General features: G+C 62.4%; 17 protein-coding genes. 11 read left to right on the forward strand and 6 right to left on the reverse strand.

Translation table 11 applies throughout. The features are described from left to right. The first annotated feature begins 46 nt into the window (after positions 1 to 46). Entirely contained in the window at positions 47 to 550 is a 504-nt protein-coding gene (locus tag EIY71_RS15145; RefSeq protein WP_134022176.1) for a GNAT family N-acetyltransferase, read from the forward strand. A 12-nt stretch (positions 551 to 562) separates the two neighbouring features. On the opposite strand, the gene EIY71_RS15150 is transcribed toward EIY71_RS15145, so the two are convergent. Beyond that, positions 563 to 934 carry a hypothetical protein gene (locus EIY71_RS15150; protein ID WP_052026217.1) on the reverse strand — a complete coding sequence of 124 codons (372 nt, stop codon included), beginning with the start codon at positions 932 to 934 and terminating at the stop codon, positions 563 to 565. Between the two features lie 127 nt (positions 935 to 1,061). Here EIY71_RS15150 and EIY71_RS15155 point away from each other — a divergent pair, with 127 nt between their 5' ends. Further along, the gene (locus tag EIY71_RS15155) at positions 1,062 to 1,391 is read left to right on the forward strand and encodes a hypothetical protein (protein ID WP_011334739.1); all 330 of its coding nucleotides are present in this window, start codon (positions 1,062 to 1,064) and stop codon (positions 1,389 to 1,391) included. A gap of 73 nt (positions 1,392 to 1,464) precedes the next feature. Here the strand turns inward: EIY71_RS15155 and cynR are convergent, their stop codons facing one another. Beyond that, the gene (gene cynR / locus EIY71_RS15160) at positions 1,465 to 2,343 is read right to left on the reverse strand and encodes a transcriptional regulator CynR (protein WP_134022178.1); all 879 of its coding nucleotides are present in this window, start codon (positions 2,341 to 2,343) and stop codon (positions 1,465 to 1,467) included. A 120-nt stretch (positions 2,344 to 2,463) separates the two neighbouring features. Between cynR and cynS the strand changes: the two genes are divergently transcribed. The 3 genes from cynS to EIY71_RS15175 all read left to right on the forward strand — a co-directional run bounded on the left by cynS (position 2,464) and on the right by EIY71_RS15175 (position 3,919). After that, complete coding sequence (gene cynS, locus EIY71_RS15165; RefSeq protein ID WP_011334741.1) at positions 2,464 to 2,928, forward strand: cyanase; 465 nt, start codon at positions 2,464 to 2,466, stop codon at positions 2,926 to 2,928. Between the two features lie 83 nt (positions 2,929 to 3,011). Next, positions 3,012 to 3,248 (forward strand): DUF2790 domain-containing protein, encoded by a 237-nt coding sequence (locus EIY71_RS15170; protein ID WP_085746126.1) that lies wholly within the window; start codon positions 3,012 to 3,014, stop codon positions 3,246 to 3,248. An 11-nt stretch (positions 3,249 to 3,259) separates the two neighbouring features. Further along, positions 3,260 to 3,919, forward strand: a complete 660-nt coding sequence (locus EIY71_RS15175; protein ID WP_007950573.1) for a carbonic anhydrase — start codon at positions 3,260 to 3,262, stop codon at positions 3,917 to 3,919. Positions 3,920 to 3,967: 48 nt separating this feature from the next. Here the strand turns inward: EIY71_RS15175 and EIY71_RS15180 are convergent, their stop codons facing one another. Together EIY71_RS15180 and glsB are read right to left on the reverse strand one after the other, a co-directional pair. Next, entirely contained in the window at positions 3,968 to 5,470 is a 1,503-nt protein-coding gene (locus EIY71_RS15180) for an aldehyde dehydrogenase family protein (RefSeq protein ID WP_134022180.1), read from the reverse strand. Between the two features lie 69 nt (positions 5,471 to 5,539). After that, a complete protein-coding gene (gene glsB, locus EIY71_RS15185; protein ID WP_064379522.1) occupies positions 5,540 to 6,448 on the reverse strand; it encodes a glutaminase B in 909 nt (302 codons plus the stop codon). A gap of 241 nt (positions 6,449 to 6,689) precedes the next feature. Between glsB and EIY71_RS15190 the strand changes: the two genes are divergently transcribed. After that, positions 6,690 to 6,893, forward strand: coding sequence for a hypothetical protein (locus EIY71_RS15190; RefSeq protein WP_085746122.1), 204 nt, complete (start codon positions 6,690 to 6,692; stop codon positions 6,891 to 6,893). Positions 6,894 to 6,950: 57 nt separating this feature from the next. Then, complete coding sequence (locus EIY71_RS15195) at positions 6,951 to 7,466, forward strand: DoxX family protein (RefSeq protein WP_129973171.1); 516 nt, start codon at positions 6,951 to 6,953, stop codon at positions 7,464 to 7,466. A 3-nt stretch (positions 7,467 to 7,469) separates the two neighbouring features. Here the strand turns inward: EIY71_RS15195 and EIY71_RS15200 are convergent, their stop codons facing one another. Next, positions 7,470 to 9,083, reverse strand: coding sequence for a murein L,D-transpeptidase (locus EIY71_RS15200; RefSeq protein WP_102687034.1), 1,614 nt, complete (start codon positions 9,081 to 9,083; stop codon positions 7,470 to 7,472). Between the two features lie 151 nt (positions 9,084 to 9,234). On the opposite strand from EIY71_RS15200, the gene EIY71_RS15205 reads away from it, so the two are divergent. From EIY71_RS15205 to EIY71_RS15220, 4 genes are all read left to right on the forward strand, one after another. Then, entirely contained in the window at positions 9,235 to 9,948 is a 714-nt protein-coding gene (locus EIY71_RS15205) for a murein L,D-transpeptidase catalytic domain family protein (protein ID WP_085746119.1), read from the forward strand. A 147-nt stretch (positions 9,949 to 10,095) separates the two neighbouring features. Next, positions 10,096 to 10,353 (forward strand): DUF2790 domain-containing protein, encoded by a 258-nt coding sequence (locus EIY71_RS15210; protein ID WP_129973170.1) that lies wholly within the window; start codon positions 10,096 to 10,098, stop codon positions 10,351 to 10,353. A 12-nt stretch (positions 10,354 to 10,365) separates the two neighbouring features. Further along, entirely contained in the window at positions 10,366 to 11,037 is a 672-nt protein-coding gene (locus tag EIY71_RS15215) for a heavy metal response regulator transcription factor (protein ID WP_007950581.1), read from the forward strand. Beyond that, complete coding sequence (locus EIY71_RS15220; protein WP_134022182.1) at positions 11,034 to 12,449, forward strand: heavy metal sensor histidine kinase; 1,416 nt, start codon at positions 11,034 to 11,036, stop codon at positions 12,447 to 12,449. The genes EIY71_RS15215 and EIY71_RS15220 overlap by 4 nt, the downstream gene beginning before the upstream one ends. On the opposite strand, the gene EIY71_RS15225 is transcribed toward EIY71_RS15220, so the two are convergent. After that, entirely contained in the window at positions 12,394 to 13,794 is a 1,401-nt protein-coding gene (locus EIY71_RS15225) for an MFS transporter (RefSeq protein WP_129973168.1), read from the reverse strand. The two genes, EIY71_RS15220 and EIY71_RS15225, sit on opposite strands and share 56 nt — an antisense overlap. Positions 13,795 to 13,827: the final 33 nt, after the last annotated feature.

The raw sequence follows: 13,827 nt of genomic DNA on the forward strand, positions 1-13,827 counted from the left end.
CCGCTGCACGCTACTGTTTCTGCAGTGATGGTCAGGAGGCAGCCGCATGTCTGTCATCGAACTGCGCGTCGCCCGGCGTGACGAACTGGAAACCCTCGAAAACCTGATGCAGTTCTACACCTATGACTTCAGCGAGTGGCTGCCGCTGAAGTTCGGCGGGCATGGGTTCTTCCCGATCCAGTTGAAAGACGATTACTGGCGCCAGCCGGCGACGCGGCCATTCCTGATCCACGTCGACGGCGAACTGGCGGGATTCCTGACCGTGGATGACCACCTCCTCATCGAAGGCGCCGACTACAACATCGGATACTTCTTCGTCAGCCGACGCTGGCGTGGCCAAGGCGTCGCGCAGTTTGTCGCCTCTGCCCTCTTGAGCCACCTGCCCGGTCGATGGCAGATTTTCCATGTCGACGCCAACCTGCCTGCACAGCGGTTCTGGGCCCGGCTCATCCCTGAGCTGAGCGGCGGCGACTTTACCCGCCAGACCAAAACAGTGGACGGCTATCCCTGCACGTTCTACTGCCTGCGCAGCCTCTCTCCCGCTGCCTGACCGCCGCTTTTTTCATTCCAGAATGACTTTGTCCGACAATATGTAGTGACCAAAAATAATCACTACAAAACCGTTGACGGCATCGTTTTGCTTTTGCATGATGCAGACGTCTCCCCGATCGGGAGCACTGGCAACACGCTTGAGCAAGCTCGTCTGACCGCCGAGCTGTTTTTTCCGGATACACGCTGCCCACAAGGCAGATTGAAGAAGCTGACCTGGCCTGAACGTCCAGTACAAGGACGAGAAGCGCTGGCGAAAATTCTCAAGACGCTTGTGGTCGACCCTGAAAACGTCGTCAAGGAGCCTCCCGGTTTTCGCTGCTTCTCCTCGTTGTGACGCTATTGCGTAGCAGTTATTCAACACGACTACATGCAACAGACGCATGACCCCGTACTTCACACGGGCGACCGCTGACGTCCTGGTTTCGGTGCCAGGGATCAACTAACCGATGGGCTACCTGTATTAGCGAATCAACTTTGAAAGATCACCAGACTGGTCAAGGGGCAATATCATGAATCTGAACAATCAACCTACTATCGAAGAACTGGCTCGTATGTTCGCGGCGCAAAAAGACAGCCACGACAGCCATATTCTGTGGATCAGCAAGTCGGGTCAGGTCCATATCGACTGCCTGTCGCCCCATGCTGGTGAAGAAGAGTTCGACCGGAACAACCAGAACCTGCTGGCCCGCCTGAAGATGTACCGCCGCGGCCACGGCTATGTCGGCAAGAAAGCCGCGGCCGACAAGGACTTCATCGGTAATGTTCTGCAGACGCTGAAACAGGCGTGGGACTCGATGCAGAACAACAACGAAGTTCGGGTGATTGATCGGTTCTGCTAAGTTAAAACTTCAATAAACAAAAGGGCCTGCTTCGAAAGCGAAGCAGGCCCTTTTTATTGCTCGCAAAAAAAGCTCATGAACGAGTTTCCAGCACCAGCTTCATGAACGCCTCAGCCGCCGCACTGTGATAGTTGTTCTGGCGCCGCAATAACGCCGCTCCCCGCTGCGGCGCCTCGCTCTCGACCCGCAACCTGCGCAATGCCCGGTCCTCGGTCGCAATCGCCTCCGGCAACATGGTCGCAATCGGCGCATGCCGGATCACTTCCAGCAACGTACTCACCGAGTTCACCTCGATCTGTACCTTGGGCGTGATGCCGTGCTGGCGGAAATATTCGTCGATCGACAGGCGCGTGAAAAAGTCAGGCGCCAGCAAGGCGAAATCCAGTTGCGCAATGTCATCCGTCGTCAGCACCGATGAGCTGTCGTACAGCGGATGCTCACGCCCGACCATCACCCCCAACGTCTCGACAAACGCCGGAATGCACTCAATGTCCGGATTGCGCACCGGCGTGAAGGCAATCGCAATATCCAGCGAGTCATCCGCCAGCCCGGCCTCGATGTCGTCCATCGACAACTCGAAAATCTCCAGGTGAATCCCCGGATACCGCGCCACGTAGTCGCGCACCAACGGCCCGACCAGATACGCCATGAATGTCGGCGTCATCGCCAGGCGCAGCGAGCCTCGGGTCAGATCCTTCACGTCATGCAACGCGCGCTTGCCCGCCTCCAGCTCCACCAGCACCCGTCGCGCGCATTCGATATAGGCCTGCCCGGCATCAGTCGGTTTCACCGAGCGCGAGGTGCGATCAAACAGATCCACACCGAGGCTTTCTTCCAGTTGGCGGATCTGTTGCGACAAGGTCGGCTGCGACACGTGCAGCGCCTCGGCCGCCCGGGTGAAGCCGCCGTGATCGGCCACGGCCAGCAGGTATCGGAAATGTCGCAGCAGCATGGAACGCTCCATCTATAGGCAGTACTTATGCTTTGCATTGTATATCGGTCTTGGACGCTATGGATCAATCGGCAGAAGATGAATCCCACACAGCAAGCCAACCCCGAAAGGAGAAGCACCATGCAATCCCAAGCCTACAACGACAGCCGCATCGCCCTGACCACCCGCGCCCTGGATGCCAAGGCACAGAAAAACCTGTCGTGGCAGGATCTGGCCGACGGCACCGGCCTGAGCCTGGCCTACGTCACCGCCGCCCTTCTCGGCCAGCACCCGCTGCCAAAAGCCGCTGCCGAAGTGGTCGGCGACAAGCTTGAGCTGAGCGCCGAAGACGTCGCCGCCCTGCAAATCATCCCGCTGCGCGGCAGCCTCGACGGTGTGCCGACCGACCCGACCATCTACCGCTTCCACGAGATGATCCAGATCTACGGCACCACCCTGAAGGCGCTGGTTCACGAGCAGTTCGGCGACGGCATCATCAGCGCGATCAACTTCAAGCTCGACATCAAGAAAGTCGAAGACCCTGAAGGCGGTTCCCGCGCCGTGGTCACCCTCGACGGCAAGTTCCTCCCGCTGCGTCCGTTCTGACGCCTCCGGGCCCGCACTCCGCGTGCGGGCCCCTCCAAACCTGATTTGCCAAGTCATCACCACATCTGCCTGGAGGCTGCCCCATGCAAAAAATTCTGCTGACCCTTGCCCTGCTCGCCGGCCTTTGCACTCAAGCCCAGGCCGATGACGAAGCCGTCGCTTACCGCTACGGCATGTCTCTGGATATCGCTGAAGTCGTGAGCATCACCCCGGTCGCCGACGTCTGCGGCGTAGTGCCGGTCGAGATGACTTACCTCGACAGCCACGGCGCAAAACACATTCTTCAATACAGCGAGTTCGGCACCGGCTGTTCGAACTGAGAGGACACACCATGAAAAACCTGATCGAAGGCTTCCTGAAGTTCCAGAACGAAGCGTTTCCGCAACGCACCGAACTGTTCAAACACCTGGCGACCACCCAAACCCCGGGCACCTTGTTCATCACCTGCTCCGACAGCCGCGTCGTCCCGGAACTGCTGACCCAGCAGGAGCCCGGCGAGTTGTTCGTGATCCGCAACGCCGGCAATATCGTGCCGTCCTACAGCCCGCATCCGGGCGGGGTTTCGGCAACGGTGGAATACGCGGTGGCTGTGCTCGGCGTGACCGACATCGTGATCTGCGGCCACTCCGACTGCGGCGCCATGACTGCTATCGCCCAGTGCAAATGCATGGATCACCTGCCCGCCGTCAGCGGCTGGCTGCAACACGCCGAGTCGGCGAAAGTGGTGAATGAATCGCGACCGCACGCCAACGACGCCGCCAAACTGAGTTCGATGGTGCGGGAAAACGTGATCGCGCAACTGGCGAACATCCAGACTCACCCGAGCGTGCGCCTGGCCCAGGAGAAAGGCCTGCTGAATCTGCACGGCTGGGTCTACGACATCGAGACCGGCTCGATCGACGCGCTGAGTGCCGACCGCCGTACCTTCGTCTCGCTGGCCGAGCAACCGTCGACGTGCGCGGTGTACGGTCAGGCAGTCGATGCTGCTTGAAAACACAACGCCGCGCCCGTCATTGCGACGGGCGCGGCGTTGTACTGTTCAGCGTTTTACGCCCAGATCGATTTGCGTCATGCGGCTGCGTACGGTGAACACACCGTCACCGGAGAGAATCGCGCTGCGGGCAAACAACCGGCCGCTTTCCCAGTTCGAAAGCCCCAGCTCCGGCTTGTTCAGCGCGTACTGGCCATCGACCCAACGGGTAATCCCGTTGCCCACGAACGGCGCGTTGACCGCGCTGTAGAAACGCTCCTGAACCGCCGCGTCTTCGCTGATCAGCGACACCGTGAACTGCGGGCTGTAGCGATTGAACAGCGCGATGGCCTGATCCAGATCGTCGACGATCATCAGGCTGGTTTCCGGGGTTTCTTCCCATTCCCACTCGCGGCCCAATTGCGCTTTCGGCAAGGGCTCGGCCAGGGCTTCGGTCTGGTAACCCTCGGCGCGATAGACCTCGACCGTCGCGTTCTGCCAATCGCTCGGCAGGTAGCTTTCGCTGCCTTCGACGATGTGCAATTTGCAGCCCTGACCGCGCGCGGTACCGGCCTGCTGCAAGGCATCGAGGAACAGCGGCACCAGTTCGGCAGCACGCTCGCGCTGGATCAGGCAGACATTCAAGGTGTTGCAGACCTTGCGATCCAGCGAGTTACGCACCACAGCGGCAAAGCGCTTGGCGTCGGCATCGCGATCGGCGATCAACCACGCGCCACCGGTGCCGTGCAGGCTGACGGCGGTACCGGCCTGCTGGGCGATGCTGCCCAACTGGCTGACCGCACGGCCCGAACCACGGGCCACCGCCAGCGACAGACGCCGGTCGGCGAACATCGCCCAACCGGCGGCGTGGTTGACGCTCTCCACCAGCGACACCGCACCCGCCGGCAGACCGGCATCGGCCAGCGCCGGGTTCAGGGCGTGGGTGACGATGGCTTGCGCGGTGCCCAGCGCATCGCTACCGATGCGCAGCACGGCGGTGTTGCCGGTACGCAGAACGCCAGCGGCGTCGGCGAAGACATTTGGCCGGCCTTCGAACACGAACGCGACGATGCCCAATGGCGACACCACCTGCTCGACCTTCCAGCCGTCATGCTCGACGCTGCTGATCACTTTGCCACGGGTGGCCGGCGCATCACGCCAGGCGCGCAGGCCGGCGATCATGTCGCGGCGCATGCGCTCGTCGGCGAGCAACCGGGTGGTGGAACGACCGCGCGCCTTGGCCCGTTCGATGTCGGCGAGGTTGGCGGTTTCGATCAGTGCCCAGGCGTCCGGGTTTTCCAGACGTTGGGCAAACAGATCGAAGAAGCGGCTGATGGCCTCATCCGGCACCGCAGACAACGCGGTAAACGCCGCCGCTGCACGCTCGATCGCCACCGATGCGGCCTGCTGATCCACCACCGGAATCAGCAACAGCTCGCCGCTCACTTGCTCCACCAACAGGTGGTCGCCGGGTCGGAAACGCTCGGCCAGTTCGGGGCTGACCACGGTGACGCGGTTACCGGCGAAAGGGATAGGCGTGCCAGCGACGAGACGTTCGAGCGCGAGAGACATGGAGCGGATTCACCATATTGAGGGCGGCCGGAAAATGTATAGGTTGGCCTCCCTCAAAGCAACACGGGCTCAGAACACCGACCAGCCAATCCGCGAACTGAGCATTTCCAGCGCCGCCATCCCCGCCAGCGAGTTGCCCGCCGTGTTCAGTTCTGGCGACCACACGCACACCGTGAACTGCCCCGGCACCACCGCAACGATGCCGCCACCGACGCCGCTCTTGCCCGGCAGGCCGACGCGATAGGCGAAGTTGCCAGCCTCGTCGTAGAGGCCGCTGGTGGCCATGATCGAGTTGACTTGCTGGGTCTGGCGTCGGCTGAGGATCTGTTCGCCGCTGTGTTTGCAGAAACCGTCGTTGGCCAGGAAGCAGAACGCCCGGGCCAGGTCGATGCAGCTCATGCGCAACGCGCAGTGGCTGAAGTAGCTGCGCAGCACCGCTTCGACGTCGTTGTGAAAATTGCCGAAGGATTGCATCAGGTAAGCCATCGCTGCGTTACGCGCGCGGTGCTGGTACTCGGAGTCGGCGACCTTGCCGTCGACCATCACCTGCGGGTTGCCCGACAGCCGCCGCACGAAATCGCGCATCGACAACGCCGGTGCCGCAAAGCGCGACTGGTTGATGTCGCAGATCACCAGCGCCCCGGCATTGATGAACGGATTGCGCGGACGGCCGCGTTCGAACTCCAACTGCACCAGCGAGTTGAATGGCTGGCCGGATGGCTCGTGGCCCAGACGCTCCCAGATCGCCTCGCCGGAATGTTCGATGGCCTGCACCAGGCTGAACACCTTGGAAATACTTTGCACCGAGAACGGCGTCTCGGCGTCGCCGGCGCAATACATCTCGCCGTCGTTGCCATACACGGCGATGCCCAATTGATTGGCCGGCACGGTGCCGAGGGCGGGAATGTAGTCAGCCACCTTGCCCTGCCCGATCAGGGGCCGGACAGCGTCAAGGATCTCGTTCAACAGCGCTTGCATGCCGGGTTCCGAAGTCTCGCCCCATGGGATTGCGGGGACACCGTGGCTAGACGCTGCGCCCGGCAATCGAATCACACCGGCGCTCTGTATCGCAGTGTGTACGGCCCGACGCCCGACACATCCCGCGCACAAATCCGGCCCTTCGCGACACATCAGCGATACAGCCCGGCGCTCAAATGAACCTGTCGATCGGCAGCCCCGATCAAGCCTTTGAACTCAAACATCGCATCGGAGATTCACCATGACCAAGCGCTCAAAAACTTCCCTGACCCTCGGCCTGCTGCTTGCCGGTGGCCTGGCCCTGTCCAACGCGGCTTCGGCTTCCGAAGCGTTCAGCGTCAAGCAACTGGATCACGGCTACAGCCAGTCCCAGGCCAAGGCCGACTCGGCGGAAAAAACCTCGGAAGGCAAATGCGGCGAAGGCAAGTGCGGCGCCGGCGAGTAACCCTTTTCACGGGGCACGTTGGTGCCCCGTTTTCTTTTGAATGAATGGAGCCTTCCCATGACCACAGCTCTCTCGTCGGCCGTCAAAGGCCTGCACTGGAACCTCAACCGCGCCGGCCAGTGGCTCGCGCCGCTGACCTTGCGCCTGTTCATCGCCTGGGAGTTTTTCGAATCGGGACTGGAGAAATTCAACGGCCAGAACTGGTTCGAAGACATTCAGGAGCGGTTCCCGTTTCCCTTCGACCACTTGCCGGCGACGCTGAACTGGGAGCTGTCGATGTGGGCAGAGCTGATCTGCGCGCTGGCGATCCTGATCGGATTCGGCACGCGGATTTCGGCGATTTCGCTGATTGTCGTGACCGTCGTCGCCACCGCTGCCGTGCACTGGCCGGCGGACTGGTCATCGCTGAGTGAACTGGCCCAGGGTTACGCGATCACCAACAAGGGCTTCGGTAACTTCAAGCTGCCGGCGATCTACCTGGCTTCGCTGGTGCCGCTCGTATTTGCCGGGGCCGGCAAGTTGAGCGTGGATGCGTGGCTGGCGCGGTTTTTCTGGAAACGCGCCAGCCGCTGAGGATCAATGCGCCCGGTCCAGCCCCGCCAGCAACGCGCTGTCTCGGCTGTAAATGTCCGGCGCGTAGAGCACGCGACCCTGGCCATCGACCTGTGCCGTCCAGTAAGTCATGAGGATCGGCACCGGATTGCTCAGGCGGAATTCATGGGTGGTGCCGGTGGCGAGCAAGGTGTCGGTGCGCGCCTTCTCCGCCGGGCTGAGCAGGAAATCGCGCAGTTTCATCGGATGCTCGACCCGCACACAGCCGGAACTGAACGCCCGTGGCCCCTTGTCGAACAGCGCCTTGCTCGGCGTGTCGTGCAGGTACACCGAGAACGGGTTGGGGAAACGAATGACCATCTGCCCCAGCGGGTTGCGCGGCCCGGCGTCCTGACGCAGAAGGATGTTGCCGGGGTTGTCCCAGTCGATGTCGGCGGCGGCCAGCGGCTGGCCGTTGGCGTCGAGCACTTGCAGGTTCTGGCGGCTGAGGAAGGTCTGGTCCTTGCGGATTTCCGGCAGCTTGTCTTCCTTCCAGATGGTCGGCGGCACGGTCCAGGTCGGGTTCAGGGTCAGGCGCGTGACCCGGGATTTGAGCAGCGGGGTCTGGCGTTCGGCGCGCCCGACCTGGGTGCGGGTCTGCCACACCGGCAGGCCACCCTGATAAAGCGTCAGCTCGGCAGCGGCGACGTTGACCAACAAACCGTCCGGCTCCATGTCCTGGGCCATCCAGCGGAAACGTTCAAGGTTGACCCGCAACTGTTCGCGGCGGGTCAGCGGACTGATGTTGAGTTCGGCAATCGTCCCCGGCCCGACCACCCCGTCGGCCTGCAACGAATGGTTGGCCTGAAAGCTCTTCACCGCCTCCACCAATACGCCGTGATAAGCGTTGTCCGGCGTGCCGACCACACTGCTCAGGTAGCCTTCGCTGTAGAGCCGGCGGGCCAGTTCCGGCACGCGTTTGTCTTCCATGTCCGGACGCAGCAACGGGCCGTTGCCCACCGACGTCCATTGGGGCAAGGCTTTCAGGCGTTGAGCTGCGTAGAGATGGCGCAAATTCTGATACTGCGCCAGCTGCGGTCGGGCCAGATCGAAGGCAGCCGGAACGTTGTGCACGCCCGGCACGGCGATCGCCAGCAATTCAGCCTGACGGTCGCGAGGCGTTTCGTCGGAATGCCACAGAGGTTCGAAGTGCGATTGCAACAGGCGGCCGTAATGCAGATCCTGCAGGGCTTGCAGGTAGTAACGGCTGATCTCGATGTCGGCGCACAGTTCGCCGTCCTGCGGGGCGGTGAGCGCCACCGGATAGCGTTTCGGATTCAGGCCATCGTCCGCCAACAGCTGCAATTGCGCATGCAAGGCCGGCAATTGCCCGCCATCGGCCCACACCGGCAGCCAGTCCTGCTGCTGGTAGAATGCGCGCAATTGATCCAGCGCCGGGCCGTTGAGGCTGGTGCCGATCGTCGGGCACGCCTGGGGCAGGCTGATCAGCGCAGCCTGCAGCGGGCTCTGTGGCTCGATGGGCATTTCCGTCGGCACGGGCGGCAGCGTCGGGAGTCCCGGCAACGGCTCTTCGGCGCAAGCGACAAACGGCGCAGCGAGCAAACAAATGCTCAAGTAGCATGCGTACTTTTTGAACAACTGCTTTACTCCAATCCATGGCCGTCTTGATTGACGGTCAACCTTACCTCAGGTGCGGTGCACAGTCAGGCCCGATTCGCGGGCTTGCCGGGAACGACTGGACGTCAGGAGCCTAAGTGCCAAACAAGTAGCAAGTGGAGACTCACTTTAAATGTTGACGTTTTTGCGCCGACTTCTGCTGACTGCCACCGCCATTGGCGTGCTGACCAGTCCAGCCTTTGCCGCCGGCACCACTTCGCCGGTTCTGTACACCAGCCTCGCGCACGCCGCTCCGGAACTCAATCCCCAGGCGCTGAAAGGTGCCTTGAACGCCATGCAATGTGCGATCAACAACGGCGCGAAGCAGTCCCGTCACCTGGCGATCATCGACTATTCGCAGCCGTCCACCGAGCGTCGGTTGTGGATCTTCGACCTGACCCGGAAAAAACTGGTGCTGCGCGATCTGGTCGCCCACGGCTCGAACTCCGGGGAAAACTTCGCCACCCGGTTCTCCAACCGTGAAGGCAGTTTTCAGTCCAGCCTCGGCCTGTTCCGCACCCAGGAAAGTTACCAGGGCACCCACGGTTACTCGCTGCGCATGGATGGTCTGGAACCGGGCGTCAACGACATGGCCCGTGACCGCGCCATCGTGATCCACGCCGCCGACTACGTGAACCCGTTCTGGAGCAAACGTACCGGCCGTCTGGGCCGCAGCCAGGGTTGCCCGGCCGTGCGACCGCAGGTGGCCAAACGGGTGATCGACAGTCTGAAGAATGGCCAATTCATGTTCTCCTGGTACCCGGATCAGCAGTGGCTGAAATCCTCGCCGTACCTCAACTGCCAGCCACAACAGATCGCGAGCATTCTCAGCACGCACGCCAGCTGAATACTCTGTGGGAGTGCGCTGGCTCCCACAGGTTCGGTTTATTACAGATTTGTCATCGAGTTGTCGGTTTGCCGAGCGGATCGCCCGGTAGCTTGAAGTTGTCCCGGCCCAAACGCCGATCAACTTCAACGACTCGAGTGACCCATCATGAAAACCCTGATCCTCGCCTTCACCGCCCTCCTCGCCACCGGTTCCGTGTTCGCCGCCCCTGCACCGGACGCTGCCGTCATTCATGACAAAACCGGTTTCTTCGTGCACCTGGATGTCGACAAAGTCCTCTCCAGCACCGATATTTCCCAGGCTTGCGGCGTGATCCCCGCGCGACTCAACTACCTCGACCACCAGGGCCGTGAACATGTGCTGGACTATCAAGTGCAAGGCAGCGGCTGCACCAACGACCATTGAGGCGCAGTGCCCATGAATATCCTTGTTGTCGAAGACGAACCCAAGGCCGGCAACTACTTGCTCAACGGCCTGCAGGAACTGGGCTACAGCGTGAGTCTGGCCCGGGACGGCGCCGACGGTCTGCACCTGGCGCTGGAGTTCGACTTCGACGTGATCGTGCTGGACGTGATGATGCCGAAAATGGACGGCTGGGAAGTCCTGCGCCGGCTGCGCAAGGAGACCGACACGCCGGTGCTGTTCCTCACCGCCCGCGACGACATTGCCGACCGGGTCAAGGGCCTGGAACTGGGCGCCGACGATTACCTGATCAAACCGTTTTCCTTCGCCGAACTGGTGGCGCGCCTGCGCACCCTGACCCGGCGCGGGCCGATCCATGAAGAGGAGCAATTGCAGGTGGCCGATCTGCAGATCGATGTGCTCAAGCGCCGAGTCACCCGCGCCGGCAACCGGATCACCCTGACCAACAAGGAATTCGCCCTGCTGCAACTGTTCGCCACCCACACCGGGCAAGTGCTGTCGCGCTCGCTGATCGCCTCGCGGGTGTGGGACATGAATTTCGACAGTGACACCAATGTGGTCGATGTCGCCGTGCGCCGCCTGCGGGCGAAGATCGACGATCCGTTCCCGCTCAAGCTGATCCACAGCGTGCGCGGCATCGGCTACCGCTTCGATACCCAACCATGAAAATCGCCGGCACGTATTCCCTGACCTTGCGTCTGGCGCTGGTCTTCGCCGTGCTTGCCTTCGCCGCGCTGGGAGGCCTGGGCGCGGCGCTGTACAACCAACTGGAAGCAGCTCTGATTCGCCGCGACGACATCCAGTTGGTCAGTCGCGTCGATCAGTTGCGCACCTTCCTCAACGACAGCAACACCCTGGAACTGATCAAGAACAAGCCGGCGCTGTTTCAGAACATGCTCGGCAACCGCGAAGCCTTGCTGACCATCGGCGCACCCGGCCAGCCGCCGTTGCTGGTGGTCAACCCCGGCAACCTCGCCACTCCGAACTTGTCCGCCGTACCGATCGATCATCCGATGGCCCTGAGCGATGTACAGCACTTGCCGAGCGTCGACGGTGTGCCGTTTTCGGCGGTGGCGGCGACCATCGACTCGGGCGATCTGGGCAACCTGCAGGTGCTCACCGGACGCCTGATGACCGAGCGCACGGCGATGCTCGCCAATTACCGGCTCAGCGTGTACGGCCTCGCGTCACTGGCGGCGATTGTGCTGGCGCTGGTCGGCTGCCTGCTGGTGTATCGCGGCCTGCTGCCGTTGCGGCGGATTGCCCGGCACGCCCACGGGATCGGCATCGCCAACCTCGGCGAACGCCTCGACCGCCACGGCACGCCTCGGGAATTGCAGCCGATGATCGAAGCCTTCAATGCGATGTTGGACCGGCTCGACCGAGGGGTTGCGCAACTGAGCCAAGTCTCCACCGACATGGCCCACGAACTGCGCACACCGATCAACAACCTGCTCGGGGAAACCCAGGTCGCGCTGCAACAGAACCGCAGTGTGGACGCCTATCAGCAGTTGCTCGCCTCCAACGTCGAAGAACTCGAACGGCTGGCGCGGATGCTCGACAACATGCTGTTTCTCGCCCGCACCGACCCGGCCAGCGCGCTGAGCCAGCGGCAGGAACTGGACGCCGGCGATGAGATGCAACGCATTGCCGATTACTTCGAAGGCCTGGCCGCCGATGTCGGCGTCACCATCGAGGCCAGTGGCAGCGGTGTGATCTGGGCCGAACCGATGCTGCTGCGTCGGGCCCTGGCCAATCTGTGCGCCAATGCGATCAAGTACGGCGCGGCGGATTCGACGCTGCAGGTCGAAGCCATCGCCGAAGCGGACGGCAGCTACCTGCGGGTACGCAATCAGGGCGCGACCATTCCGGCGGAACATCTGTCGCGGTTGTTCGAGCGCTTCTACCGCGTCGATCCGTCCCGCGAGCGTTCGGCCCAATCCAACGGACTGGGCCTGTCGATTGTCGCGACCATCATGCAATTGCATCAGGGCCGCTACAGCGTCAGCAGCGCCGACGGCGTCACCTGCTTTGAACTGTTCTTTCCGGCACGGGAGACGCGAGACGCAGGTGCGTGAAGGCACCGAGCGCAAACGCCGCGAACATCAATGCCGAGGCCACGCCGAAAGTCATGTGCAACCCGGCCGCAATAACTTCGGCCGGTGCCTGAGTCGGATCGTCCGTGGCCAGTGCAAACACCGCGCCCATCGCCGCCGCCCCGGTGATCAACCCCAGATTGCGCGACAGCCCGAGCATGGCCGAGACCACGCCGCGCTGATCCTGAGCAACGCCGGACATCAACCCGGTGTTGTTGGCAGCCTGGAACAGCGCATAACTCAAGGCCACCACCGTGATCGGCAGCACGTATGCAAGCACTCCGAAACTCACCGGAAACAGCGCCAGCAGACCGCAACCGCAAGCCAGACCGAACAACGCGCCCGGCACCATCCGCCGCGCGCCGAAACGATCCACCAGCCGCCCGGCCGGTACGCCGCTGAACGCCGCCAGCAACGGCCCGATCGACAGCACCAGTCCTACCTGCGTGCTGGTGAGACCCAGGCCTCGGCTCAGGTAAAACGGCCCGACCACCAGCGTGGTCATCATCACCGTCGTGACCAGCAAGGTCAGCGCCAGACTGCTGCTGATTCGCGTGTCGGTGAACAATGACAGATGAATCAGCGGCGCCTTGCTCCGCTTCTCGACCAGGATGAATACCCCCACGCCCAACAGGCTGAGCAACAGCAACGTCGTGGTGAATCCATCAACCGTCATCGCCAGTGCATAGGCCGCCAGCGTCAGCATCAATACGGCGGTGCCGGGATAATCAAATGCAACACCCGAGCGCACGCTCCGATCCTTCGGCAGGTAGCGATACACCAGCCACGCATTGAGCAATCCCAACGGCACGTTGATCACAAAAATCGACTGCCAGCCGACATGCGCCATCAACAGCCCACCGAGCGACGGCCCGAGGGTGGTGCCGGTGGCCGACATCGTGGCCAGCAACCCCATCGCACTGCCGGCCCGGGATTTGGGCACCGCATCGGCCACCAGCGCGACCGTCAGCGCAAACATGATTGCCGCGCCGAGGCCCTGCACCGCCCGCGCACCGATCAGCCAGGCAAGGCTCGGCGCCAGTGCGCAAGCCAGCGAAGCAGCGGTAAAGATGCCGATGCCGATCAACAACAAGCGCCGTCGACCGAAGCCGTCACCGAGCCGCCCGACGCTGACAATCAACGTGGTGATCGCCAGCAGGTAGGCCAGAACGATCCACTGCACTTGTTGAAACGTCGCATCGAATGCCGCCGCCAGCGTGGGCAATCCGGCGTTGGCGATGCTGGTATCGAGCGACGGCATCAACATCGACAGCGCCAGACTGGTCAACGCCCAGCAGGCTGAAGGGCTCAGGGGTTCTCGGTGCATGGGGGGCTCACAGGGCAAAGGTCATGCGACACA

This window comes from Pseudomonas sp. CH235 (genome assembly GCF_004368175.1).
Taxonomy (GTDB): domain Bacteria; phylum Pseudomonadota; class Gammaproteobacteria; order Pseudomonadales; family Pseudomonadaceae; genus Aquipseudomonas; species Aquipseudomonas paraglycinae.

Coding starts and splice junctions, on each gene's coding strand:
- EIY71_RS15145 (WP_134022176.1), top strand. CDS start 47: ATGTCTGTCATCGAACTGCGCGTCGCCCGGCGTGACGAACTGGAAACC.
- EIY71_RS15155 (WP_011334739.1), top strand. CDS start 1,062: ATGAATCTGAACAATCAACCTACTATCGAAGAACTGGCTCGTATGTTC.
- EIY71_RS15225 (WP_129973168.1), bottom strand. CDS start 13,794: ATGCACCGAGAACCCCTGAGCCCTTCAGCCTGCTGGGCGTTGACCAGT.
- EIY71_RS15220 (WP_134022182.1), top strand. CDS start 11,034: ATGAAAATCGCCGGCACGTATTCCCTGACCTTGCGTCTGGCGCTGGTC.
- cynS (WP_011334741.1), top strand. CDS start 2,464: ATGCAATCCCAAGCCTACAACGACAGCCGCATCGCCCTGACCACCCGC.
- EIY71_RS15195 (WP_129973171.1), top strand. CDS start 6,951: ATGACCACAGCTCTCTCGTCGGCCGTCAAAGGCCTGCACTGGAACCTC.
- EIY71_RS15205 (WP_085746119.1), top strand. CDS start 9,235: ATGTTGACGTTTTTGCGCCGACTTCTGCTGACTGCCACCGCCATTGGC.
- glsB (WP_064379522.1), bottom strand. CDS start 6,448: ATGCAAGCGCTGTTGAACGAGATCCTTGACGCTGTCCGGCCCCTGATC.
- EIY71_RS15190 (WP_085746122.1), top strand. CDS start 6,690: ATGACCAAGCGCTCAAAAACTTCCCTGACCCTCGGCCTGCTGCTTGCC.
- EIY71_RS15170 (WP_085746126.1), top strand. CDS start 3,012: ATGCAAAAAATTCTGCTGACCCTTGCCCTGCTCGCCGGCCTTTGCACT.
- EIY71_RS15150 (WP_052026217.1), bottom strand. CDS start 934: ATGCGTCTGTTGCATGTAGTCGTGTTGAATAACTGCTACGCAATAGCG.
- EIY71_RS15180 (WP_134022180.1), bottom strand. CDS start 5,470: ATGTCTCTCGCGCTCGAACGTCTCGTCGCTGGCACGCCTATCCCTTTC.
- cynR (WP_134022178.1), bottom strand. CDS start 2,343: ATGCTGCTGCGACATTTCCGATACCTGCTGGCCGTGGCCGATCACGGC.
- EIY71_RS15175 (WP_007950573.1), top strand. CDS start 3,260: ATGAAAAACCTGATCGAAGGCTTCCTGAAGTTCCAGAACGAAGCGTTT.
- EIY71_RS15215 (WP_007950581.1), top strand. CDS start 10,366: ATGAATATCCTTGTTGTCGAAGACGAACCCAAGGCCGGCAACTACTTG.
- EIY71_RS15210 (WP_129973170.1), top strand. CDS start 10,096: ATGAAAACCCTGATCCTCGCCTTCACCGCCCTCCTCGCCACCGGTTCC.